Origin of the sequence: Streptomyces sp. NPDC006235, from assembly GCF_040613735.1 — a bacterium.
Classification (GTDB): Bacteria; Actinomycetota; Actinomycetes; order Streptomycetales; family Streptomycetaceae; genus Streptomyces.
In genome coordinates, this window is record NZ_JBEXSR010000005.1 from 167,189 (window position 1) to 188,307 (window position 21,119).

The following is a 21,119-nucleotide window of genomic DNA, read 5'->3' on the forward strand; positions in this document are numbered from 1 at the left end:
GCATGACCGCACCACTGCACGAGGCCCGTCCGGCCGGGCCGGGACGCGCCCTGCCGGACACCCAGCAGGGCATGCGCCGCCGCAACCTCGCCCGGGTCCTGCACGCCGTCCGGGCCGAGGGGCCGCTGTCCCGGGCCGCCGTCGCCTCGCGGATCGGCCTGACCCGGGCGGCCGTGTCGACCCTCGTCGACGAACTGATCCGCTCGGGGCTGCTGGAGGAGCTGGGGCCCGAGCGGCCCGGCCGGGTGGGCCGCCCCGGCTCCGCACTCGCGCTGAGCGGACGCGGCCCGGCGGGCATCGGCGCTGAGGTCGGCGTCGACCATCTCGCCGTCTGTGCCGTGGACCTGCGCGGCCAGACCCGGTCGCGGGCGATACGCCAGGGCGCGAACCGCGGCCGCTCCCCCGAGCCCGTGCTGGCCGAACTCACCGAACTCATCCGCCGGGTCGTCGCCGAGGCGGAGGGCGAAGGCCTGTGGCCGGCCGGTCTCGCCCTGGCCGTGCCCGGTCTGGTGGCGCGCGACGCCCGGACCGTCGTCCGCGCCCCGAACCTCGACTGGCACGACACGGACCTCGGTGACCTGCTGCCGGCCGACCTCCCGTTGACGGTGGACAACGAGGCCAACTTCGGCGCGCTCGCCGAACTCTGGCTGGGCGACGCCACACCGCGCGACTTCCTGCACGTCTCGGCGGAGATCGGCATCGGCGCGGCGGTCGTGGTGGACGGCGGCCTGCTGCGCGGAACTCGCGGGTTCGCGGGCGAGTTGGGGCACGTGCCGGTCCAGCCGGACGGCCCGGAGTGCGCGTGCGGCGGGCGCGGGTGCTTGGAGCAGTACGCGGGCGAGGAGGCGGTGCTGCGCGCGGCCGGTCTGGAGCCGGACGAGGACCGGGTCGGGCTGCTGGCGGGGCGCGCGGCGGAGGGCGACGAAGACGTACGCCGCGCCCTGCGCGACGCGGGCACTGCGCTCGGGGTCGCCCTGACCGGGGCGGTCAACCTGCTCGACCCGGAGAGCGTGGTGCTGGGCGGGGAACTGTCCGGGCTGGCGCCGTGGCTGCTGCCGTCGTTGCGGGACGAACTGGCGCGCCGCACGGCGGGTCCGGCCTGTCCCGTCTCCGTGTCCCGGCTGGGTCCGCAGGGTCCGCTGCTGGGCGCCGCGCACTCGGTCGTGCGGGCGGTGCTGGACGATCCGGCCACCGTTGCCGAGCGGGCCTGATAGGGGCTCTCAGCCCTGAGAGAGGCTAGTTCAGAACCCCGTCAATCACCCGACCGGGTGAGCGAGTTGTCCACATCCCCGCGCCCCTCCACCGAAAAGCATCGCGTCCCTCGGACCGACCGGCAGGCGCCGTAACTTGATCGCACGGGCCGCGACCACAACGGCCGCCGCCCCCAGCAGTTGAGCAAGCGACACCCGCCGTCGAGCCCGGGAGGCACCCACTCATGGAACGGACAACCCCCTTCCCCAGCAGGCGAGGCATCCTCAAAGGCGCCGCTCTCGTCTCCGTCCCCTCCGCCCTGTTCCCCGGCACACCGGCCGGCGCCCGGCCTCAGGCCGTCGACCACCCCGGAGCCGCGTGGCATCCGGCGAGCCGCCACAACTACACGCCGTCGAACCGCCCCCGCGCCCATCCGCTGCACTACGTGGTCATCCACGTCGCGCAGACGACCTACTCCGGAACCCTGTCCGTCTTCCGGAACCCCAGGAACAAAGTGTCCGCGCACTACGTGGTGCGCTCCTCCGACGGGCACGTGGCGCAGTGCGTGCGCGAGGCGGACATCGCGTGGCACGCGGGGAACTGGGACTACAACACCCGCAGCATCGGCATCGAGCACGAGGGCTGGGTGGACCAGCCCGAGTACTTCACCGACGCCATGTACGAGCGGTCCGCCCGGCTCACCGCGGCGATCTGCGCGAGGTACGACATCCCCAGGAACCGGGAGCACATCATCGGCCACCACGAGGTACCGGGCAGCGACCACACGGATCCGGGCCGCCACTGGGACTGGAAGCGCTACATGAGACTGGTCGACAACTCCCCCTGAGACCAGCCCGTTTCCCCCGCCCCGGCGCCCGCCACCCCACCTCACGTCCCGGTTACAAAACACTCAACCTCTGGTTGCGGCACGGTAAGCACGCGACGATGGGACCATGACCCTGGCCCAGCGCGCCTTGGAGCGTTTGCAGGCCTGGCCCGACCTGATGGCGGGCCCGGCGAGTTGCGGTACCGGACGAGCGCTCCGTTCCGTCCGCGACGAGATCGTCCACTTCCATTCGACGCGGGACGTGGACCTCCACCTCACCCGCCGGGCCATCCAGCGCTTCCATTACGACCTCGCCGGTTCGAGCGCCATCCACCTGGTTCCCGGATCGGGCTGGGTGACGGTCCACCTCGACTGCGAGGCGGACGTCGACCTGCTGCTGAGCCTGGTGAGCATCGCCCTCAAGGCCCACCAGACCCGGCCCGCCGGGAAGGAGCAGCGGCTCGCCGGGTGCAACTTCCACCGGGTCACGGTCCTTCCGCGCGACGCCGCGGCGGGCGGCTGAGCCGTGGTGACCCGACCGGAGGCCGTCAACGCCGAGGCCTGGCGCATGTACGGAGCACACCACCTGAGGAGGGGCACGGTGCTGCCCGAGGTGGCGCGGATCCACTGGGGGTTCGAGGGTGCCGGGCCGGGGATCGAGGTGCTCGGGGAGCTGACGGGTCGGCGCGTGCTGGACCTCGGGTGCGGTCCGGCGCGGCACGCCGCCCATCTGGTCCGTGCTCACGGCGCGCTGGTGGACGCCGTCGACTCCTCGGCCGGGCAGTTGGAGCGGGCGCGCGCCCGCTACGGCTCCCTGCCGGGGCTGCGCCTGATCCTGGGCGACGCGGTGGAGCATCTGCGCTCGGCGGAGCCGTACGACGTCATCTACTCGGTCAACGCCGTGCCGTACATCGACCCGCACCGGCTGCTGCCCGCCCTGGCCGCGGCGCTCAAGCCGGGCGGCAGGCTCTGCTTCACCGTGCTGCACACCAACTCCCGCGGTGACGGACCGTCGGACGAGGTCGTCGCCCGGCCGGAGATCCTGCGGCTGGCCGGGGGCGGGGACGTCACGGTCCAGATGTGGGTCCTCGACCCGGAGCTGTGGACGGCCCTGCTGACCGAGCACGGGCTGCGCGTGGAGCAGGTCGACGTCCTCGACACGCCGCAGCCCGACAACCACGCGTCGTACCGGCTCTTCCGGGTGACACGGCCCGTCCGGGTCTCCTCCCGGCCACGCACCGCCAAGCCGCCGAGGGCCCACGCCACGCTCGGGGTCGGCGCCATCGTGCACGGGCCCCGGGGACTGCTCCTGGGCCGGCACCGGCACGGGACGTGGGAGCTGCCCGGCGGGACGGTGGAGCCCGGGGAGTCACTGCGGGAGACGGTCGTGCGCGAACTGGGCGAGGAGACGGGCCTCGACGCCCGGCCGGAGGACGTCCGGCTCCTCGGGACGCTCCTCGACGACGCCGGGGGTCTCGTACGGGTGACCGTGGCCGCCCAGGTCACCGCCTGGCGGGGAGAGCCGTCGGACCAGCCCGGGGAGAGCGTGGGCCGCTGGCGCTGGTTCGACCTGGACCGCCTGCCGGAGGAACTGTTCGTATGCAGCGCGCAGGCCCTCACCGCTTGGCGGCCGGGTCTGCCGATCGACCACACGCCCGCCCGCTTCACGCCGTACGGCACCGGAACGGACGACGGCTGAAGCACCCAGAGGGGTGCGCTTTTTCAGCCGTTCCCGTGGAGTCGGCGCTCGGCCACCCCGCCGGCCCTCGTGGTCTGGTGCACTGCCCCTGAGGATCCGGTGAGTTGACGAGGCATCAGGGGGCACGGTGGCAGGTCGTCGCAGAAGACGGGGAGCAGGCAGAGCGGTACTGGCGTTTCTCACGGCGTTCGGCGCGCTGTCCGGGGCGGCCCTGGCGGGGGCGGCTCCGGCCGGCGCCGTCCACAAGGGCGTACGGGTCGCGCCGGGGGTCACGTACGAGGAGTTCGACATCAAGGCCGCCAAGGGGGTGACGCACGCGCATGTGCTGAAGGTCGACCTGAGCCATCCGCAGGTGCGGGTCGATCTGCTGTATCCCGGGGCCGTGGCCTCGCGCGCGCAGGTCTCGCGGATGGCCGACGCCCAGGGGGCGGTCGCCGGTGTCAACGGCGACTTCTTCAACATCACCGAGACGCAGCATCCGGGCGTCGAGGTGACCGGCGCGAGCGTGGGCCCGGCGGTCGCAGCCGGGCGGACGCTCAAGGCGGCCGTGCCGAACGGCCAGCGTTTCGGCCCGGCACTGCCGCCCGGCACGAGCACCGAGGACGTGTTCGGTGTCGGCAGCGACGGGGCAGCGTTGCTGGACCGGCTGGCCCTGGAGGGCTCGGTCCGTACGGCGGAGGCGCAGCTGCCGCTGGGCGGGCTCAACCAGTACGCGCTGCCGGTGGGTTCCGTCGGCGCTTTCACCTCGGACTGGGGCAGCGTCTCCCGCGTGCGCGCCACGTGCGGCACGGACACGGACCGGGCCGCGCCCTGCAGCTCGGACACATACGAGGTGACGGTCCGCGACGGCAAGGTCGTGTCTGCGACCGACACACCCGGCAGCGGTCCCATCGCCGCGGGCACCACCGTGCTGGTCGGCCGGGAGGCGGGCGCCCAGCAGTTGCGGAAACTGTCCGCCGGTGAGGCGGTCGAGGTCGAGCACCGTCTCGTGGCGGCCACGGACGGCACCGCCTACCGCCTCGCCATCGGCGGCTACCCGGTTCTCACGGGCGGCCGGCCGCTGCCGGGGCTGGACGACGCGACGTCGGCCGTTCGTACGGCCGTGGGCATCGCCGACGGCGGACGGCGCGTGCTGCTGTTCGCGCTGGACGGAGCCGCCGCCTACCGCAGCGGCCTGACGATCGCCGAAGTGGCCGACGCCATGCGGAAGCTGGGCTCGGACGACGCCTTCAGCCTGGACGGCGGCGGGTCGTCGACGCTGGTCGCCCGGAAGGCGGGCGCGAGCAGCGTCTCGGTGCGCAACCACCCCAGCGGCGGTGCCGAACGCGCCGTCGCGAACGGCATCGGCGTGTTCTCCGGGCGGTGACGTCAGGGCCGCAGACTGCTGACGATGTCCGCCGTCGCCGTGAGGCCGCTGTGGATGGTGGGGGCGACGCTGGTGCTGGCCAGGTAGAAGCCGAGCAGCAGGCAGACCAGCGCATGGGAGACCTTCAGACCGCCGTTGCGCAGGAAGATCACCGCCAGGACCAAGAGCAGCAGCACCACAGAGATGGAAATGGCCATCGTCAACTCCTCCGCCACGCCGCCATGTCCGGTTCACGGCGTTCGGCCGTAAGTGTGGCGTAGTGGAGGGTTCATCCGGGCTGCTGACCTGTCCGCCGAACGTGTGGTGTCCCCTGGACGCCCGACGGGCCTACGCCGCCCGCCGGGCGTCCAGGAACGCCTCCAGTCCGGCGAGGTCGTCGGTGTTGAGGTGGTCGACGTCGGCGGCGAGCAGTTCAGCCCACAGCGCCTCCCGGGCGGGCCCGGCCAGATCCGGGGTCGCCCAGAACCGCACCTTCTGCCCCCGGCGGTGCGCGGCCCGGACGATACTCCGCAGCTTCTCCCGCTCGGCGTCCGGGAACGCGCCCACGCCCTGCCAGGTGAAGTTGAGCGTCCAGTTGTCGCTGATCAGCGGGATGAGGGAGGCCGACGCCGGGCCGCCGAGGTCGGCGAGCCGGCCGTCGTAGAAGGCGCGCCGGACGGTCTGGGCCTCCATGGGGGCGCGGGCCGCGCGGTCGCCGGAGACGACGGCGGTGACCGGGCCGGGGAGGACCCGGCCGTGGGCGTAGGTGGTGAACAGGTGACGGTAGCGCCTGAGATGGCGGTCGAGTTCGAGGTACGTCGACGAGCCCTCGGTCTTGATGTCGACGAGCAGTTGCAGCGACCCGCGGTACCCCCGGTACACGCGGCCGCGGTTGGCCCGTACGCGCGCGGCGAGCGGGTCGAGGTAGAGGGACTCCAGCGTGCGGGCCGGGTCGAGGTCCTCCGGGTCGTGGGCGACGAGGAGTTGGTCGCCGACCAGGTAGATGTCGGCCTCGACGCTGCCGAAGCGGTGGTCGAGGGCGTCGAGCAGGGGCCGCGGATGCTCGTAGTCGTTGTGGGCGTGGGCCCGCCACAACGGCCGGGGCCTGTGCCGCCGTTCACCGGCGAAGGCGTCGGCGGCGGGGAGGGCGACCGAGCCCGCGAGGGCGGCGCCGAGGGTGGTGAGGGCTCTGCGACGGGTGGTGAGGTCCATGCTCTGCCTCCCTGGGAGTGCCGTACGGGAACCCTGCGAGTATGGGGTTCGCGCAGGACCAAGGAGCAGGGCCTTGCGGGGAGTTGGCCGGAGTGCCGTCGTGCGTTCACTTCGGCGGAGCAGGGCGCACGGAAAAGCCCGCCCCTGGTGGGACGGGCTTTGCTCCGGCGTCGACGAGACGTTGACCAGGCGCCGGCCAGGTGTATGTCAGGGGGCCTGGAGGTCGACCAGTGCGGCCAGTGCCTCCCGGTGGGCGCCGGCCGTGCCGTAGGCGATCGAGTCGGCCTTCGCACGCTTCAGGTACAGGTGCACCGGGTGCTCCCACGTCATGCCGATGCCGCCGTGGAGTTGCAGCGCCTCCTCGGCGGCGTGGACGGCCACGGGCGCCGCGTAGGCCTGGGCGACGGTGACCGCCACGTCGACGTCCTGGCCGGTCGACAGGGCGTCGGCGGCGTTGCGGGCGGCCGCGCGGAGATTGGCGACTTCCAGCCACAGCTGGGCGAGCCGGTGCTTGAGCGCCTGGAAGCCGCCGACGGGCCGGTTGAACTGCTTGCGGTCCTTGAGGTAGCGGACGGTCTCCGTCAGCGTCCAGTCGGCCAGTCCGAGCTGCTCGGAGGCGAGCAGCCCGGCTCCGGCGCGCAGGGCCCGGCGTACGGCGGGCTCGGCGTCGCCCAGCAGGCGGCCCGGTGCTCCGTCGAGGGTGACGGTCGCGAGCGGCCGGGTCAGGTCCAGGGAGGTCTGGGGTGTGACGGTCGCGGCGGTGGCGTCGACCGCGTAGAGGCCGCCGTCGTCGGCGGGCACGAGCAGCACGTCGGCGACGGCCGCGTCCGCGATGCCGGTCAGTTCGCCGTGCAGCAGGCCGTTCTCGTGCCGGACGACCTTGTAGGCGGTGCCCGGTGCGACGCCGAGGGCGACCGCGAGGGCTCCGATCGACGTCCCGGAGGCGAGTTCGGTGAGCAGGTCGTCGGTGCCGCAGGCCAGCAGCGCCTCGGTGGCGACGACCGCGCTCGTGAGGTACGGGACGGGCGCGACCGTACGCCCCAGCTCCTCCAGGACCACGGCGGCTTCCCGGTGCGTGGCGCCCTGGCCGTCCAGCTCCTCGGGCACCAGCAGGCCGGCGAGACCCATGCCGTCGGTGAGGGCCTTCCACAGCGCCAGGTTGTGCGGGGTGTCCGTCTCGACGCGGGCGATGACGCCCGGGGCGTCGCAGTGGTCGGCGAGCAGGTCGCGGACGGCGGCGCGCAGCGCCTCTTCCTCTTCCGAGTACAACAGGTCGCTCATCGGGCGAGGTCCTTCCAGGCGACGTCCTTGTCGGTGCGCGGTTCGGCGGGCAGGCCGAGGACGCGCTCGGCGACGATGTTCAGCAGGACCTCACTGGTCCCGCCCTCGATGCTGTTGCCCTTGGAGCGCAGGTAGCGGTAGCCGGCCTCGCGTCCGGTGAAGTCGACCAGCTCCGGTCGGCGCATGGTCCAGTCGTCGTACAGCAGGCCCTCCTCACCGAGGAGTTCCACTTCCAGGCCGCTGATCTCCTGGTTGAGGCGGGCGAAGGCGAGCTTCATGCCGGCGCCCTCGGGGCCGGGCTGGCCGGCCACGAGCTGCTGGCGCAGCCGCTCGCCGGTGAGCCGGGCGACCTCGGCGTCGACCCAGAGCTTCAGCAGGCGCTGGTGCAGGTCGTGGGTGCGCAACTCGGGGCGCTCGCGCCAGGTCTTCGAGACCGGGCCGATCATGCCACCCTCGCGGGGCAGCCGCATGCCGCCGATCGCGACGCGCTCGTTGTTCAGGGTCATCTGCGCGACCCGCCAGCCGTCACCGACCTCGCCGAGGCGGCGGGAGTCCGGAATGCGGACGTCGGTGAGGAACACCTCGTTGAACTCGGCCTCGCCGGTGATCTGCCGCAGCGGCCGGACCTCGACACCCGGGTCGGTCATGTCGCAGACGAAGTACGTGATGCCCCGGTGCTTGGGCACGTCCGGGTCGGTGCGCGCGATGAGGATCGCCCAGCGGGCCACGTGGGCGCTGGACGTCCAGACCTTCTGCCCGTTGACGACCCAGTCTCCCCCACTCTCGGCTTCGCTCGAGCGGGAGGTGCCCCCAGCCTCCCGGACGGCACGGGTGCCCAGCGCGGCCAGGTCGGACCCGGCACCCGGCTCGCTGAACAGCTGGCACCAGACCTCCTCCCCCGTCCACAGGGGCCTCAGGTACCGCCGCTTCTGCTCCTCGGTGCCGTAGGCCAGGATGGTCGGCGCGGCCATGCCGAGACCGATGCCGATGCGCCGCGGGTCGTTGCCGGGCGCCCCGGCCGCCTCCAGCTCGGCGTCCACGACGGCCTGGAGAGAGCGGGGAGCGCCGAGTCCGCCGAGGCCCTCCGGGTAGTGCACCCAGGCCAGTCCGGCGTCGAAGCGGGCCCGCAGGAAGTCCAGGCGGTCGGTCGAGGCCGGCGGGTGCGCGGCCAGCAACTCCTGTGTACGACGGCGCAGTTCCTCGGCGTCGGTCATGCGGCGGCTCCCTTCTCCAGGACGACGGCCACCCGGCCGGTCGTCACGCCGTCGGCGACCCGCTGCACGGCTGCGGCCGCCCCGCCGAGCGGCACGCGTTCGCTCACCAGCGGCTTGATCGCACCCCGGGCGGCCAGCTCGGTGAGCTGCTCGTGGCAGTGCTGGACCAGCTTCGGGTTCTTGGTGTTGTACAGGCCCCAGTGCAGGCCGAGGATCGAGTAGTTCTTCACCAGGGCGTGGTTCAGGCCCGGGCTGGGGATCGTGCCGCTGGCGAAGCCGACGACCACGATGCGCCCCTCGAAGGCGACGACCTTGGCGGACTGGGCGTAGGCCTCGCCGCCGACCGGGTCGTAGATCACGTCGGCGCCGCGGCCGCCGGTGGCTTCCTTGACGGCGGCGACGACGTCTTCGGAGCGCCGGTCGATCACGACGTCACAGCCCAGCTCGCGGGCGACGGCCGCCTTCCCGGAGCCGCCGACGACACCGATGACGGTGGCGCCGGCGGCCTTCCCGAGCTGCACGGCCGCGCTGCCGACCCCTCCAGCGGCAGCGTGGACGAGCAGGGTCTCGCCGGCCTGGAAACCGGCCCGGCGGTGCAGACCGAACCAGCCGGTCTGGTAGCCGATGTGCAGGGCCGCGGCCTCCGCGTCGTCCAGGGCGTCCGGCGCCGGCAGGAGGGCGGCGGAGTCCGCGACGGCGTACTCGGCGAAGCCGCCGTACGGCAGCGCCGGGTTGGCGATCACCCGGCGGCCGTCCTCTGTCTCGCCGCAGATCTCCACGCCCGGGGTGAAGGGCAACGGCGGCCTGACCTGGTACTGGCCCCGGCACAGGAGGGCGTCGGGGAAGTTGATGTTCGCGGCGCGCACCTTCAGCAGGACCTGGCCGTCGGCGGGCGTGGGCGGTGCCACGTCTTCCAGCCGCATCACCTCACCCGGCTCGCCGTTCTCGTGCACTTGCCATGCCTGCATGCGGGGCCTCCACGGGACTGCGTCGTCTGACCGGGGTCGGTTCGCATACTAAGCGGTCGCTTGACGATCTGGGAACCGTCGGAGGGCCGGGGAAGCCGTCGGACGCGTCACTTCCGCTTCGGCCGCGCCCGCACATGCATCCGCTCCCCCTGCGGCCCGAACAGGCTGAGGAACTCCACGGGCCCCTCCCCCGTCGACCCGAACCAGTGCGGCACCCGGGTGTCGAACTCAGCGGCCTCCCCCGCCGTGAGCACCACGTCGTGCTCACCGAGCACCAGGCGCAGTTTGCCGGACAGCACGTACAGCCACTCGTAGCCCTCGTGCGTGCGCGGGTCCGGTTCCTGCCGGCGCTGGGGTTCCAGCACCTTGTAGGCCTGGAGGCCGCCGGGCTGACGGGTGAGCGGCCAGTGGGTGCGGCCGAACATCTCGATCGGCGTCGACCGCACCCGCGGGTCACCGGCCGACGGCGCTCCGACCAGATCGTCCAGGGCCACCTGGTGGGCCCGGGCGATCGGCAGCAGCAGCTCCAGGCTGGGTTTGCGCAGGCCGGACTCCAGGCGCGACAGGGTGCTGACGGAGATGCCAGTGGTCTCGGAGAGGGCCGCCAGCGTCACCTCCCGCTCCTTGCGCATCTGCCGCAGCCGGGGGCCGACGCCCGCGAGTACCTCGTCCGTAGTCATGGGGGTATTGCAGATTCGGCAAACAGGTTTGTCAATACCGTGGCCCTGGAGCGACTCTCGGCAAAGGAGGTGGTCACCATGACCGAGAGGTACGCAGTCGTAGTCGTCGGCGGTGGTACGGCGGGCCTGTCCGCGGCTCTGGTGCTGGGCCGGGCCCGGCACCGCACGCTGGTCGTCGACGCGGGCGAGCCCCGCAACGCGCCCGCCGCGCACATGCAGGGCTATCTGTCGCGCGACGGGATGCCGCCCGCCGAGTTCCTCGCCGTCGGCCGGGAGGAGATCGCGCGCTACGGCGTGGAGCTCGTGCGGGACCGGGTGGTGGAGGTGGAGAAGGGCGAGGACTTCGCCGTGGTGCTGGCCGGTGGGCGGACCGTGCGGGCCCGGCGGCTGGTGATCGCGACCGGGCTGAAGGACGAGCTGCCGGCGGTCCCCGGGGTCGCCGAGCGGTTCGGCCGGGACGTGCTGCACTGCCCGTTCTGCCACGGCTGGGAGGTGCGCGACCAGCCGTTCGGAGTGCTGGCGACGAGCCCGGCGAGCGTGCACCAGGCGCTGATCGTGTCCCAGTGGTCGAAGGACGTGCGGTTCTTCCTGCACACGGTCGCCGAGGAGGAACTGTCCGACCAGGACCTGCGCCGGCTGGCCGCGGCCGGGGTGGAGGTGGTGCCCGGCGAGGTCGCGGGGCTCGTGGTCGAGGACGACCGGCTCACCGGTGTCCGGCTCGCTGGGGGTGCCCCCTCTGGGGGAGGCACGGTGCACGCCCGGTCCGTACTGTTCGTCGCCCCGCGCCCCGTCCCGCAGACCGGCCTGCTGGAGCGGCTCGGCGCCGAGCTGCACGAGACGCCGTTCGGCGCGTACCCGGTGGTCGACCCGACCGGGCTGACGACCGTCCCCGGCGTGTGGGCCGCGGGCAACGCGATCGGCTTCGCCGAGCAGGTCGTGCACGCGGCGAGCGGCGGCTACCGGGCGGCGTCCGCGATCGTCGGGGATCTGCTGATGACCGACCTCGACGCGGCCGCCCAGGAGCAAGCAGCCACGCAGGAGTAGGCGGCCACCCAGGAGTAAGAGGTGCCGTCCGGGTGTAGAGGCGGCCCCTCCGGTGCACCATGGCTGCATGCTGCTGCACCGGCTGGCCCGAGTGTCCCAGGAGGTCGCCGCCACTTCGGCGCGGTCCCGGAAGACGGCCCTGCTCGCGGAGCTCTTCCGGGACGCCGGGACGGACGACGTGCCGATCGTCATCCCGTACCTGGCCGGACGGCTGCCGCAGGGCCGGATCGGGGTCGGCTGGAAGGTGCTGAGCCGCCCCGTCGCGCCCGCCGCCGAGCCGGGCCTGACCGTGCGGGAGGTGGACGCCCGGCTGTCGGAGCTCGCCAAGGTCTCGGGGCCCGGCTCCCAGGCGGAACGGGCCCGGCTGGTCGGGGAGTTGATGGGCGCGGCCACCGAGGACGAGCAGCGGTTCCTGGTCGGGCTGCTCACCGGCGAGGTGCGGCAGGGCGCGCTGGACGCGGTCGCGGTCGAGGGACTGGCCCAGGCGACCGGGGCGCCCCCAGCGGACGTACGGCGGGCCGTCATGCTCGCCGGCTCCCTCCAGACGGTGGCCGAGGCGCTGCTTGCGGACGGCCCCGCCGCCCTGGACCGCTTCCGCCTCACCGTCGGCCGCCCGGTCTGGCCGATGCTCGCGCACAGCGCGTCCTCGGTCGCCGAGGCGGTGGACAAGCTCGGCGCCTGCGCGGTCGAGGAGAAGCTGGACGGCATCCGCGTCCAGGTGCACCGGGACGGCGACACGGTACGGCTCTACACCCGCACCCTCGACGACATCACCGACCGCCTGCCGGAAGTGACGGCCGCCGCGCTGGAGTTGCGGGGCGAGCGGTTCATCCTCGACGGCGAGGTGATCTCCTTCGACGCGGAGGGCCGCCCCCGATCGTTCCAGGAGACGGCCGGCCGCGTCGGCTCGCGCACGGACGTGGCGACGGCGGCCCGCGCGGTGCCGGTCTCCCCCGTCTTCTTCGACGCGCTGTCCGTGGACGGCAACGACCTGCTCGACCTGCCGTTGGCCGAGCGGCACGCCGAGCTGGCCCGGCTGGTCCCCGAGCCGATGCGGGTGCGCCGCACGACGGTGTCCGGCCCGGACGATTTGGCCACAGCGAAGGAGTTCCTCGCCGAGACCCTCAAGCGCGGCCACGAGGGCGTCGTCGCCAAGGCGCTCGACGCCCCCTACAGCGCGGGCCGGCGCGGCGCCTCCTGGCTCAAGGTCAAGCCCGTCCACACCCTCGACCTGGTCGTCCTGGCCGCCGAGTGGGGCCACGGCCGCCGCACCGGCAAGCTCTCCAACCTGCACCTGGGCGCCCGCACCGCCGACGGCGGCCTGGCCATGCTCGGCAAGACCTTCAAGGGCATGACCGACGCGATGCTGACCTGGCAGACCGAACGGCTCCAGCAGCTCGCCGTCGACGACAACGGCCACGTCGTGACCGTTCGCCCGGAACTCGTCGTCGAGATCGCCTACGACGGCCTGCAGCGCTCCACCCGCTACCCGGCCGGCGTCACCCTGCGCTTCGCCCGCGTCGTGCGCTACCGGGAGGACAAGCGCCCCGAGGACGCCGACACGGTGGAGACGCTGCTGGCCGCGCACCCGGAGGTGAGCCCGTGAAGCGCAGTGCCGGCCTGCTGCTCTTCCACCACACCGACGACGGCCTCGTAGTGCTGCTCGGCCACATGGGCGGCCCGTTCTTCGCCCGGCGCGACGCCGGCGCGTGGAGCATCCCCAAGGGCGAGTACGAGCCCGACGAGTCCGCCTGGGCGGCGGCCCGGCGCGAGTTCGAGGAGGAACTGGGGCTGCCTCCACCCGACGGGGAGGCCCTCGCCCTGGGCGAGGTCCGGCAGACGAACGGCAAGATCGTCACGGCCTGGGCGATCGAGGCGGACCTCGACCCGGCGACGATCGCGCCCGGCACGTTCCGGATGGAGTGGCCGCCGAGGTCGGGACAGCTCCAGGAGTTCCCCGAGCTGGACCGGGTGGCGTGGTTCGGGCTCGACCGGGCCCGCGAGGTGATCGTCAAGGCGCAGGCGGCGTTTCTCGACCGCCTGGCGGAGCACTCGCCCTGAGGAGACGCTCCCGCGTTGCGGTCCGCTCCGCCGCGCGGGAAGGTCGGACTAAGCCCGCTCCGAGGGAGGTCAGCCATGCCCATCGCAACGGTGAACCCGGCGAACGGCGAGACGCTCAAGACGTACGAGGCCATGGGCGAGGAGGAGATCGAGCGCCGGCTCCAGCTCGCGGAGGCCACGTTCCGCACGTACCGGACGACGACGTTCGACGAGCGCGCCCGGCTGATGAGGAAGGCCGCCGACCTCCTCGAAGAGGACCAGCAGGACATCGCCCGGGTGATGACCACCGAGATGGGCAAGCCGATCCAGCAGGCCCGGGCCGAGGCGGCGAAGTGCGCCAAGGCGATGCGCTGGTACGCCGACCACGCCGAGGAGCTGCTCGCCGACGAGGAGCCCTCCGACACCGACGTGAAGGACTCGGGCGCCTCGCGCGTGCGGGTGCGCTACCGGCCGCTGGGACCGGTGCTGGCGATCATGCCGTGGAACTTCCCGCTGTGGCAGGTGGTCCGCTTCGCCGCGCCCGCCCTGATGGCGGGGAACGTGGGCCTGCTCAAGCACGCCTCGAACGTCCCCCAGACCGCCCTCTACCTGGAGGACCTGTTCCACCGCGCGGGCTTCACGGAGGGCTGCTTCCAGACGCTGCTGATCGGCTCCGCCGCGGTCGACGACATCCTGCGCGACGAGCGGGTCAAGGCGGCCACCCTCACCGGCAGCGAGCCCGCGGGCCGCGCGGTCGCCTCCACCGCCTCGGAGATGATCAAGAAGACGGTGCTGGAGCTGGGCGGCAGCGACCCGTTCGTCGTCATGCCCTCCGCCGACATCGACCGGGCCGCGAAGGTCGCGGTGACCGCGCGCGTGCAGAACACCGGGCAGTCCTGCATCGCCGCGAAGCGGTTCATCGTGCACACGGACGTCTACGACGCCTTCGCGGAGCGTTTCGCCGAGGGCATGAAGGCACTGAAGGTCGGCGACCCGATGGCCGAGGACACCGAGGTCGGGCCGCTCTCCAGCGAGCAGGGTCTGCGCGATCTTGAGGAGCTGGTCGACGACGCGGTGCGCGGCGGTGCGGAGGTTCTGTGCGGTGGCGAACGACCGGACGGGCCGGGCTGGTACTACGCGCCGACCATCCTCGCCGGCATCGACCGGGAGATGCGCATCCACCGCGAGGAGGCGTTCGGTCCGGTCGCGACGTTGTACCGGGCGGCCGACCTGGACGAGGCCGTGCTGATCGCGAACGACTCGCCGTTCGGACTGAGTTCGAACGTGTGGACGCGGGACGAAGCCGAGGTGGACCGGTTCGTGCGGGACCTGGAGGCGGGCGGTGTGTACGTCAACGGCATGACGGCCTCCCACCCGGCGTTCCCGTTCGGTGGAGTGAAGCGGTCCGGGTACGGGCGTGAGCTGTCCGGGCACGGAATCCGGGAGTTCTGCAACATCACGACCGTTTGGCACGGTGCGTGAGTGTTGCGGGGCTACGATCCCGTCTGTGAACCGCGAAGTGACTCTGCCTCTGATCGTCGACGACCGCGGGACCTTGCAGGTGGCTGCGGCCGATGTCAGCAAGCTGTTGCGGACGGTGGGTGGTCGGTGGGTGCGGCTTGTCGAGGCCGGGGAGTCGGGGCTCGACGAGGACACGGTCGCCGCGTTGACGATCGAGCTGGCGAAGTTGGCCGACCGTATTGATGTGGCTTGTATTGCGCACAGCAGTGGGGGTGCGACGTAGCGGCGGCGGCTGCGGGTGCGTTGTGGCTGGTCGCGCCCACGCGGCGGAGCCGCAAGTCGACACAGCCCCGCGCCCCTAAGTGAGCTGCCCCAGCGTCGACCAGAAGTTCGCCTCGTATACCTGCAGTAGGCGGCCGTATGCGTGTGCTCGTGTCTCGTCGAGGCGCCCGGCGTTCAGAGCCGCCTGCACCGCCGCCGTCGCCAGCTCGTCCAGCTCCGACGACGGTTCCGCGAAGAAGTCGAAGAACGCGCAGGCCTCTTCGGTGAAGCCGTACCGCTCCCGCAGCGCGGTGGCGATCGTCGCGCAATAGCTGCCCCACGCGGAGCGCGGACGAGGCGAAGTGAGATGAGCGAAGAGACGATCACCGAAACGCCGCCCCCGGTCCGGGAGTGGCCCGCGCTCGACCTGTCCGGTGCGGACTTCGACCCGGTCCTGCGCGAGCTGATGGACGAGGGCCCGGTCACCCGGATCAAGCTGCCCAACGGGAAGGGCTGGGCCTGGATGGTCACCCGCTACGACGACGTGCGCATGGTGACCAACGACCCGCGCTTCAGCCGCGAGGCCGTCATGGACCGGCAGGTCACCCGGCGGGCCCCGCACTTCATCCCGGCCCGTGGCGCGGGTGTCGTCGTCGCACGGCGCCGAGGTCAGCGAGAAGGCGAAGCAGGAGATGGGCGCCTACTTCTCCGACCTGATCGGGCTGCGCGAGGGCAGCACGGGCGAGGACGTCACGTCCCTGCTCGGCGCCGCCGTGGGCCTCGGCGAGATCACGCTGTGGGAGGCGGTGGGCCTCGCGGTGCTCCTCCAGATCGGCGGCGAGGCGGTCACCAACAACAGCGGCCAGCGAGCCGGAGATCCGCCCGCGCGCCATCGACGAACTGCTGCGCTGGATCCCCCACCGCACGCGGTCGGTGCGTCGCGGATCGCCCTGGAGGACGCGGAGATCAGCGGCGTCCGGATCCTGGCGGGGGACGCGATCTACGTGTCGTACCTGGCCGCGAACCGCGACCCGGACGTGTTCCCCGACCCGGAGACGATCGACTTCGGCCGGAACCGGAACCCGCACGTGTCCTTCGGCTTCGGCCCGCACTACTGCCCCGGCGGCATGCTGGCCAGGCTGGAGTCGGAGCTGCTGATCGACGCGCTCCTCGACGGCGTGCCCGGACTGCGGCTCGCGGTCCCCGCCGAGGAGGTGCCGTTCAAGAAGGGCGCGCTGATCCGCGGTCCCGAGGCCCTGCCCGTGACGTGGTGAGCCGGCGATGACGGCGACGGAAGGACTGCTCGTACCGCCGGGCCAGGGCCGGGTCGTGGCGGCTCCCGCCCAGCACGTGACCTTCAAGGTGACCGGCTCGCACTCCCGCATGGCCTCCACCTTCGAGGTGGTCGTGCACCCGGGATTCGACGTCGGCGCCCATGTGCACACGCGCAGCGAGGAGTTGTTCTACGTGCTCGAAGGCGAGCTGGACGTCCTCGCGTTCGAACCGCGGGTCCGCACCCCCGACAACTGGCGGCCGTGGGAGTCGGCTTCGGGCAACCGGGTGGTGCGGGCGACTCCGGGAACGGTGATCGTCGTACCCCCGGGGTGCCCGCACGCGTTCACCAACCCGACGGACGAGCCCGCGAAGATGTTCTTCCAGGCGAGCCCTCCGCCGGATCACGAGCGCTACTTCGAGGAACTGCTGGAGATCCTCGGTCACGGCGGCCCGCCGGACCACGCGGCGATCGAGGAGCTGCGGGCGAGGTACGACATCGAGCAACTGACCCCGCTCCGGCACCGGTGATCCCGGTCCGGTAGCCCGGTCCGGGCTACCGGACCGGTTACCGGATCGTCATGCCCGACAGCGTCCGCGCGATCACCAGGCGCTGGATCTCGCTGGTGCCTTCGAAGATCGTGTAGATCGCGGCGTCCCGGTGCATCCGCTCCACCGGGTACTCCCGCGTGTAGCCGTTGCCGCCGAGGATCTGGACCGCCTGGGCCGTGACCTTCTTGGCCGTCTCGCTCGCGAACAGCTTGGACATCGAACCCTCGGCCGCCGTGAACGGCTTGCCGTTGACGGCCATCCAGGAGGCGCGCCAGACGAGGAGCCGGGCCGCGTCGATGGACGTGCGCATGTCCGCGAGCTGGAAGGCCACGCCCTGGTTGTCGATGATCGGCCGCCCGAACTGCTCCCGGGTCCTGGCGTAGTCGAGGGCGACCTCGTACGCGGCCCGGGCGGTGCCGACCGCCATGGCGCCGACCGCCGGGCGGGACGCCTCGAACGTGGCCATCGCCGCGTTCTTCACGCGCTCCCCGCCCTGCTTGGCCTTCTCCCGCGCCCGGGCGAGCCGCTCGTCCAGCTTCTCCTTGCCGCCGAGCAGGCAGGAGCCGGGGACGCGCACGTTGTCCAGGATGACCTCGGCGGTGTGCGAGGCGCGGATGCCGTGCTTCTTGAACTTCTGCCCCTGGGACAGGCCCTCGGTGCCCGGCGGGATGATGAAGGAGGCGTGTCCCTTGGAGCCGAGCTCGGCGTCGACGACCGCGACCACGACATGGACGTTGGCGATGCCGCCGTTGGTCGCCCAGGTCTTGGTGCCGTTGAGCACCCACTCGTCCTTGGCCTCGTCGTACACGGCCCGGGTGCGCATGGAGGCCACGTCGGAGCCGGCGTCGGGCTCGGAGGAGCAGAAGGCGGCGACCTTGACATCGTTGGCGTCGCCGTACATCTGCGGGATCCAGGTGCCGATCTGCTCCTCGGTGCCGTTGGCGAGGACGCCGACGGCGGCCAGACCCGTGCCGACGATGGACAGGGCTATGCCCGCGTCGCCCCAGAACAGCTCCTCCATCGCCATGGGGATACCAAGGCCGGTGGGGTCGAAGTACTGCTGGGCGTAGAAGTCCAGGGAGTAGATGCCGACCTTGGCGGCCTCCTGGATGACCGGCCAGGGAGTCTCCTCACGCTCGTCCCATTCAGCGGCCGCGGGGCGGATCACATCGGCCGCGAAGCCGTGCAGCCAGTCCCGGACCTCCTTCTGTTCGTCGTTGAGCTCCATGGTGAACTCGGCCATGTCGTCCCCTCCAGCGGCACACATGCATGTTACTTGCGGTAACACCAGTCTGTTACCGGTGGGTAGTCCACGTCAACTCCTACCGACCGGTCGGCACCCTTTCGATGTCCGGGGCATCGTTGAGTGTTAGTTTGCGCAGGCGTCATCGAAACAGCACGGGTGGGGAGAGCACATGGACACCACGCAGCGGACCGATCAGCAACGGTCCGCCGACCGCCGTCGGCGTGAGCTGCTGGAAGCCGCCGACCGAGTGGTGCTGCGCGACGGCCCGCAGGCCTCGATGAACGCGATCGCCGCGGAAGCGGGTATCACCAAGCCGATTCTGTACCGGCACTTCGGTGACAAGGGCGGACTTTACGCGGCCCTTGCCAAACGGCACACCGACGCCCTGCTGGATTCGCTGCGGGCGGCGCTGGACGCGCCGGCGGAGAGGCGGGAGCGGGTCGAGGCGACGCTGGACACGTACCTCGCGGCGATCGAGGCGCGGCCTCAGGTGTACCGGTTCCTGATGCATCCGGCGGAGGGGGGCCAGCCGGGGGATCCGGGGTTCGATGTCGGCAAGCACAGTGCGCCGTTGCTGCGGCGGATGGGGGAGGAACTCGCCCAGGTCATCGAGGAGCGGCTGGATCTCGGGCCGGGCGGGCAGCAGCTGGCGCGGGTGTGGGGACACGGGATTGTCGGCATGATGCATGCCGCCGGGGACTGGTGGTTGGGGGAACGGCCTTGTTCTCGTGCCCAGTTGGTGCGGAGTCTGGCTGATCTGCTGTGGGGGCGGCTTGCGGCTGCGGGGGATCGGGTGGGGGGTCCGGGGTTCTGACCGTCGTCCGTTGCGTGCGGGCCGGTGGGGGCTGGTCGCGCAGTTCCCCGCGCCCCTGGGTTACTCACCCACTCGGCGCCATGAAGCCCGGGCCACCTTGCGCATCAGTTTGCGGTGGCGCCAGCCGCTGAGGTGGTCCGCGTAGATGCGGCCCTCCAAGTGGTCGTACTCGTGTTGCAGGCAGCGGGCGAAGAAGCCCGTGCCGTGGACCGTGATCGGGGCGCCGGTCATCGTGAAGCCCTCGATCACCGTGTGGTCGTAACGTTCCGTGGCCGCTTCCAGGCCCGGTAGGGACAGGCAGCCCTCCGGTCCCCGGATCACCACTCCGTCCGCCTCGACCAGGCGCGGGTTGACGACATGGCCCAGGTGCCGGACGTCCTCGTCGTCGGGGCAGTCGTAGACGAAGACCCGCAGCGGCTCGCCGATCTGGTTGGCGGCGAGGCCGACGCCCTGGGCCGCGTACATGGTTGCGAACAAGTCCTCCACGAGGCGGGCCAGTTCGGGGCCGAACTCGGTGACCTCCGCACAGCGTGTGTGCAGGAGCGGGTCTCCGTGCAGGGTGAGGCGTCTCACGTGGCCGTGGGCGCCGGGGATGGGGCTCTTTCGCATGGCGGCAAGAGTAAGGTCCCTGTCACTCCGCGCCTCCCACACGAGTTCACCACAGTGCCTCGGTTCGGGAGTGCTAATGGATCTCGATAGGCTGAGGTCCACACCACGTGGCCGTCAGGCTTCAAAGCGCGGCGCGTACGCAAGGAGGATCGAGAACTGATGGCAGGCAACTCGGACCCGCTCTCGCCGCGGGCCAAGCTGGCCGTGACCGCGGGCAAGGCGGTCGCGGCGGCATCCCGCGCCGCGGGACGCGGCAGCGGTTCGGTGATCGGCGGCCGGGTGGCGCTCAAGCTCGACCCCGACCTCCTCGCCCGGCTCGCGCAGAACCTGGACGTGATCCTGGTCTCGGCGACGAACGGCAAGACCACGACCACCCGGCTCATCGCCGAGGCCCTGCGCGCGGCGGGACCGGTCGTCTCCAACGCGCTCGGCGCCAACATGCCGGCCGGCATCACCTCGGCGCTCGCGGGCAGCTCGGACGCCCGGTACGGCGTGATCGAGGTCGACGAGAAGTACCTCGCCGGCGTCGCCCGGGACACAGCGCCGAAGTGCATCGCCCTGCTCAACCTCTCCCGCGACCAGCTCGACCGCGCCGCCGAGACCCGCATGCTCGCCGAGAACTGGCGGGAGGGGCTCGCCGGATCCAAGGCCGTGGTGGTGGCCAACTGCGACGACCCGCTGGTGGTGTGGGCGGCGTCCTCCTCCCCCAATGTGATCTGGGTCGCCGCCGGGCAGATGTGGAAGGACGACGCCTGGTCCTGCCCGTCGTGCGGTGGCGTGATGCAGCGCCCGGGCGACGACTGGTACTGCGGTGAGTGCGGCTTCCGCCGTCCGACGCCGAGCTGGGCGCTCTCCGGCGACCACGTCCTGGACCCGCACGGCTCCGCGTGGCCGATCCACCTCCAGCTGCCCGGCCGCGCCAACAAGGCCAACGCCGCCTCCTCGGCCGCCGTCGCCGCCGTGTTCGGCGTGCCGCCGCAGGTCGCGCTGGAGCGCATGTACCAGGTGCAGGCGGTGGCCGGCCGGTACGACGTCGTCCAGTTCCAGGGCCGTGACCTCAGGCTCCTCCTCGCGAAGAACCCGGCCGGCTGGCTGGAGACGTTCTCCCTGATCGACCCGCCGCCCGCCCCGGTCATCCTGTCCGTGAACGCGCGCTCCGCCGACGGCACCGACACCTCCTGGCTGTGGGACGTCGACTACACGCGCCTGACCGGCCACCCGATCTGCGTCGTCGGCGACCGGCGGCTGGACCTCGCGGTGCGCCTGGAAGTCGCCGACCAGCACTTCCAGGTGTACGAGAACCTCGACCAGGCCGTGGCGGCGTGCCCGCCGGGACGGATCGAGGTCATCGCGAACTACACGGCGTTCCAGGACCTGCGCCGCCGGGTCGGCAACTGAGCACGA

General features: G+C 72.1%; 21 protein-coding genes and 1 pseudogene. 14 read left to right on the forward strand and 8 right to left on the reverse strand.

Annotation, left to right across the window (positions count from 1 at the left end):
* The first annotated feature begins 2 nt into the window (after nt 1-2).
* From ABZ192_RS08320 to ABZ192_RS08340, 5 genes are all read left to right on the forward strand, one after another.
* Nucleotides 3-1,211 carry an ROK family transcriptional regulator gene (locus ABZ192_RS08320; RefSeq protein WP_356923731.1) on the forward strand — a complete coding sequence of 403 codons (1,209 nt, stop codon included), beginning with the start codon at nt 3-5 and terminating at the stop codon, nt 1,209-1,211.
* A 224-nt stretch (nt 1,212-1,435) separates the two neighbouring features.
* The gene (locus ABZ192_RS08325; protein WP_356923732.1) at nt 1,436-2,038 is read left to right on the forward strand and encodes an N-acetylmuramoyl-L-alanine amidase; all 603 of its coding nucleotides are present in this window, start codon (nt 1,436-1,438) and stop codon (nt 2,036-2,038) included.
* Nucleotides 2,039-2,144: 106 nt separating this feature from the next.
* Nucleotides 2,145-2,540, forward strand: coding sequence for a luciferase family protein (locus tag ABZ192_RS08330; RefSeq protein WP_356923733.1), 396 nt, complete (start codon nt 2,145-2,147; stop codon nt 2,538-2,540).
* A gap of 45 nt (nt 2,541-2,585) precedes the next feature.
* Nucleotides 2,586-3,716, forward strand: a complete 1,131-nt coding sequence (locus tag ABZ192_RS08335) for an NUDIX domain-containing protein (RefSeq protein ID WP_356923905.1) — start codon at nt 2,586-2,588, stop codon at nt 3,714-3,716.
* A 127-nt stretch (nt 3,717-3,843) separates the two neighbouring features.
* Nucleotides 3,844-5,082, forward strand: coding sequence for a phosphodiester glycosidase family protein (locus ABZ192_RS08340; RefSeq protein WP_356923734.1), 1,239 nt, complete (start codon nt 3,844-3,846; stop codon nt 5,080-5,082).
* A gap of 2 nt (nt 5,083-5,084) precedes the next feature.
* On the opposite strand, the gene ABZ192_RS08345 is transcribed toward ABZ192_RS08340, so the two are convergent.
* The 6 genes from ABZ192_RS08345 to ABZ192_RS08370 form a co-directional block, all read right to left on the reverse strand.
* Nucleotides 5,085-5,279, reverse strand: coding sequence for a hypothetical protein (locus ABZ192_RS08345; RefSeq protein ID WP_356923735.1), 195 nt, complete (start codon nt 5,277-5,279; stop codon nt 5,085-5,087).
* Nucleotides 5,280-5,409: 130 nt separating this feature from the next.
* Complete coding sequence (locus ABZ192_RS08350) at nt 5,410-6,273, reverse strand: phosphatidylinositol-specific phospholipase C/glycerophosphodiester phosphodiesterase family protein (RefSeq protein WP_356923736.1); 864 nt, start codon at nt 6,271-6,273, stop codon at nt 5,410-5,412.
* A gap of 207 nt (nt 6,274-6,480) precedes the next feature.
* Complete coding sequence (locus tag ABZ192_RS08355; RefSeq protein WP_356923737.1) at nt 6,481-7,554, reverse strand: acyl-CoA dehydrogenase family protein; 1,074 nt, start codon at nt 7,552-7,554, stop codon at nt 6,481-6,483.
* Nucleotides 7,551-8,768 carry an acyl-CoA dehydrogenase family protein gene (locus ABZ192_RS08360; protein ID WP_356923738.1) on the reverse strand — a complete coding sequence of 406 codons (1,218 nt, stop codon included), beginning with the start codon at nt 8,766-8,768 and terminating at the stop codon, nt 7,551-7,553. The genes ABZ192_RS08355 and ABZ192_RS08360 overlap by 4 nt, the downstream gene beginning before the upstream one ends.
* Nucleotides 8,765-9,736: an NADPH:quinone oxidoreductase family protein gene (locus ABZ192_RS08365; protein ID WP_356923739.1), complete on the reverse strand. Its 972-nt coding sequence runs from the start codon at nt 9,734-9,736 to the stop codon at nt 8,765-8,767. Before ABZ192_RS08365 ends, ABZ192_RS08360 begins: the two co-directional genes overlap by 4 nt.
* Nucleotides 9,737-9,843: 107 nt before the next feature.
* Entirely contained in the window at nt 9,844-10,416 is a 573-nt protein-coding gene (locus tag ABZ192_RS08370) for an XRE family transcriptional regulator (RefSeq protein ID WP_356923740.1), read from the reverse strand.
* Nucleotides 10,417-10,494: 78 nt separating this feature from the next.
* Between ABZ192_RS08370 and ABZ192_RS08375 the strand changes: the two genes are divergently transcribed.
* The 7 genes and pseudogenes from ABZ192_RS08375 to ABZ192_RS08405 all read left to right on the forward strand — a co-directional run bounded on the left by ABZ192_RS08375 (nt 10,495) and on the right by ABZ192_RS08405 (nt 17,025).
* Nucleotides 10,495-11,460, forward strand: coding sequence for an NAD(P)/FAD-dependent oxidoreductase (locus tag ABZ192_RS08375; protein WP_356923741.1), 966 nt, complete (start codon nt 10,495-10,497; stop codon nt 11,458-11,460).
* Nucleotides 11,461-11,527: 67 nt separating this feature from the next.
* Nucleotides 11,528-13,066 carry an ATP-dependent DNA ligase gene (locus ABZ192_RS08380; RefSeq protein ID WP_356923742.1) on the forward strand — a complete coding sequence of 513 codons (1,539 nt, stop codon included), beginning with the start codon at nt 11,528-11,530 and terminating at the stop codon, nt 13,064-13,066.
* Complete coding sequence (locus ABZ192_RS08385) at nt 13,063-13,521, forward strand: NUDIX domain-containing protein (protein WP_356923743.1); 459 nt, start codon at nt 13,063-13,065, stop codon at nt 13,519-13,521. The genes ABZ192_RS08380 and ABZ192_RS08385 overlap by 4 nt, the downstream gene beginning before the upstream one ends.
* Before the next feature lie 75 nt (nt 13,522-13,596).
* Nucleotides 13,597-14,982 (forward strand): NADP-dependent succinic semialdehyde dehydrogenase, encoded by a 1,386-nt coding sequence (locus ABZ192_RS08390; protein WP_356923744.1) that lies wholly within the window; start codon nt 13,597-13,599, stop codon nt 14,980-14,982.
* A 25-nt stretch (nt 14,983-15,007) separates the two neighbouring features.
* Nucleotides 15,008-15,244: a DUF6213 family protein gene (locus ABZ192_RS08395; RefSeq protein ID WP_059417701.1), complete on the forward strand. Its 237-nt coding sequence runs from the start codon at nt 15,008-15,010 to the stop codon at nt 15,242-15,244.
* 345 nt (nt 15,245-15,589) lie between these two features.
* Nucleotides 15,590-16,496: pseudogene (locus ABZ192_RS08400) on the forward strand (cytochrome P450).
* A gap of 7 nt (nt 16,497-16,503) precedes the next feature.
* A complete protein-coding gene (locus ABZ192_RS08405; protein ID WP_356923745.1) occupies nt 16,504-17,025 on the forward strand; it encodes a cupin domain-containing protein in 522 nt (173 codons plus the stop codon).
* Nucleotides 17,026-17,062: 37 nt separating this feature from the next.
* On the opposite strand, the gene ABZ192_RS08410 is transcribed toward ABZ192_RS08405, so the two are convergent.
* Nucleotides 17,063-18,289, reverse strand: coding sequence for an acyl-CoA dehydrogenase family protein (locus tag ABZ192_RS08410; protein ID WP_356923746.1), 1,227 nt, complete (start codon nt 18,287-18,289; stop codon nt 17,063-17,065).
* Nucleotides 18,290-18,461: 172 nt separating this feature from the next.
* Between ABZ192_RS08410 and ABZ192_RS08415 the strand changes: the two genes are divergently transcribed.
* Nucleotides 18,462-19,106: a TetR family transcriptional regulator gene (locus ABZ192_RS08415; protein ID WP_356923747.1), complete on the forward strand. Its 645-nt coding sequence runs from the start codon at nt 18,462-18,464 to the stop codon at nt 19,104-19,106.
* Between the two features lie 60 nt (nt 19,107-19,166).
* Here ABZ192_RS08415 and def read toward each other — a convergent pair whose 3' ends face one another.
* Nucleotides 19,167-19,715, reverse strand: a complete 549-nt coding sequence (gene def, locus ABZ192_RS08420) for a peptide deformylase (RefSeq protein WP_356923748.1) — start codon at nt 19,713-19,715, stop codon at nt 19,167-19,169.
* A 159-nt stretch (nt 19,716-19,874) separates the two neighbouring features.
* Between def and ABZ192_RS08425 the strand changes: the two genes are divergently transcribed.
* A complete protein-coding gene (locus tag ABZ192_RS08425; RefSeq protein WP_086558789.1) occupies nt 19,875-21,113 on the forward strand; it encodes a MurT ligase domain-containing protein in 1,239 nt (412 codons plus the stop codon).
* Nucleotides 21,114-21,119: the final 6 nt, after the last annotated feature.

Bases quoted from the DNA above. Each gene is read 5' to 3' on its own strand.
- ABZ192_RS08370 (WP_356923740.1), bottom strand. From the start codon at position 10,416: ATGACTACGGACGAGGTACTCGCGGGCGTCGGCCCCCGGCTGCGGCAG.
- ABZ192_RS08365 (WP_356923739.1), bottom strand. From the start codon at position 9,736: ATGCAGGCATGGCAAGTGCACGAGAACGGCGAGCCGGGTGAGGTGATG.
- ABZ192_RS08345 (WP_356923735.1), bottom strand. From the start codon at position 5,279: ATGGCCATTTCCATCTCTGTGGTGCTGCTGCTCTTGGTCCTGGCGGTG.
- ABZ192_RS08380 (WP_356923742.1), top strand. From the start codon at position 11,528: ATGCTGCTGCACCGGCTGGCCCGAGTGTCCCAGGAGGTCGCCGCCACT.
- ABZ192_RS08355 (WP_356923737.1), bottom strand. From the start codon at position 7,554: ATGAGCGACCTGTTGTACTCGGAAGAGGAAGAGGCGCTGCGCGCCGCC.
- ABZ192_RS08325 (WP_356923732.1), top strand. From the start codon at position 1,436: ATGGAACGGACAACCCCCTTCCCCAGCAGGCGAGGCATCCTCAAAGGC.
- ABZ192_RS08320 (WP_356923731.1), top strand. From the start codon at position 3: ATGACCGCACCACTGCACGAGGCCCGTCCGGCCGGGCCGGGACGCGCC.
- ABZ192_RS08405 (WP_356923745.1), top strand. From the start codon at position 16,504: ATGACGGCGACGGAAGGACTGCTCGTACCGCCGGGCCAGGGCCGGGTC.
- ABZ192_RS08390 (WP_356923744.1), top strand. From the start codon at position 13,597: ATGCCCATCGCAACGGTGAACCCGGCGAACGGCGAGACGCTCAAGACG.
- def (WP_356923748.1), bottom strand. From the start codon at position 19,715: ATGCGAAAGAGCCCCATCCCCGGCGCCCACGGCCACGTGAGACGCCTC.
- ABZ192_RS08410 (WP_356923746.1), bottom strand. From the start codon at position 18,289: ATGGCCGAGTTCACCATGGAGCTCAACGACGAACAGAAGGAGGTCCGG.
- ABZ192_RS08425 (WP_086558789.1), top strand. From the start codon at position 19,875: ATGGCAGGCAACTCGGACCCGCTCTCGCCGCGGGCCAAGCTGGCCGTG.
- ABZ192_RS08375 (WP_356923741.1), top strand. From the start codon at position 10,495: ATGACCGAGAGGTACGCAGTCGTAGTCGTCGGCGGTGGTACGGCGGGC.
- ABZ192_RS08350 (WP_356923736.1), bottom strand. From the start codon at position 6,273: ATGGACCTCACCACCCGTCGCAGAGCCCTCACCACCCTCGGCGCCGCC.
- ABZ192_RS08335 (WP_356923905.1), top strand. From the start codon at position 2,586: ATGTACGGAGCACACCACCTGAGGAGGGGCACGGTGCTGCCCGAGGTG.
- ABZ192_RS08415 (WP_356923747.1), top strand. From the start codon at position 18,462: ATGGACACCACGCAGCGGACCGATCAGCAACGGTCCGCCGACCGCCGT.
- ABZ192_RS08330 (WP_356923733.1), top strand. From the start codon at position 2,145: ATGACCCTGGCCCAGCGCGCCTTGGAGCGTTTGCAGGCCTGGCCCGAC.
- ABZ192_RS08360 (WP_356923738.1), bottom strand. From the start codon at position 8,768: ATGACCGACGCCGAGGAACTGCGCCGTCGTACACAGGAGTTGCTGGCC.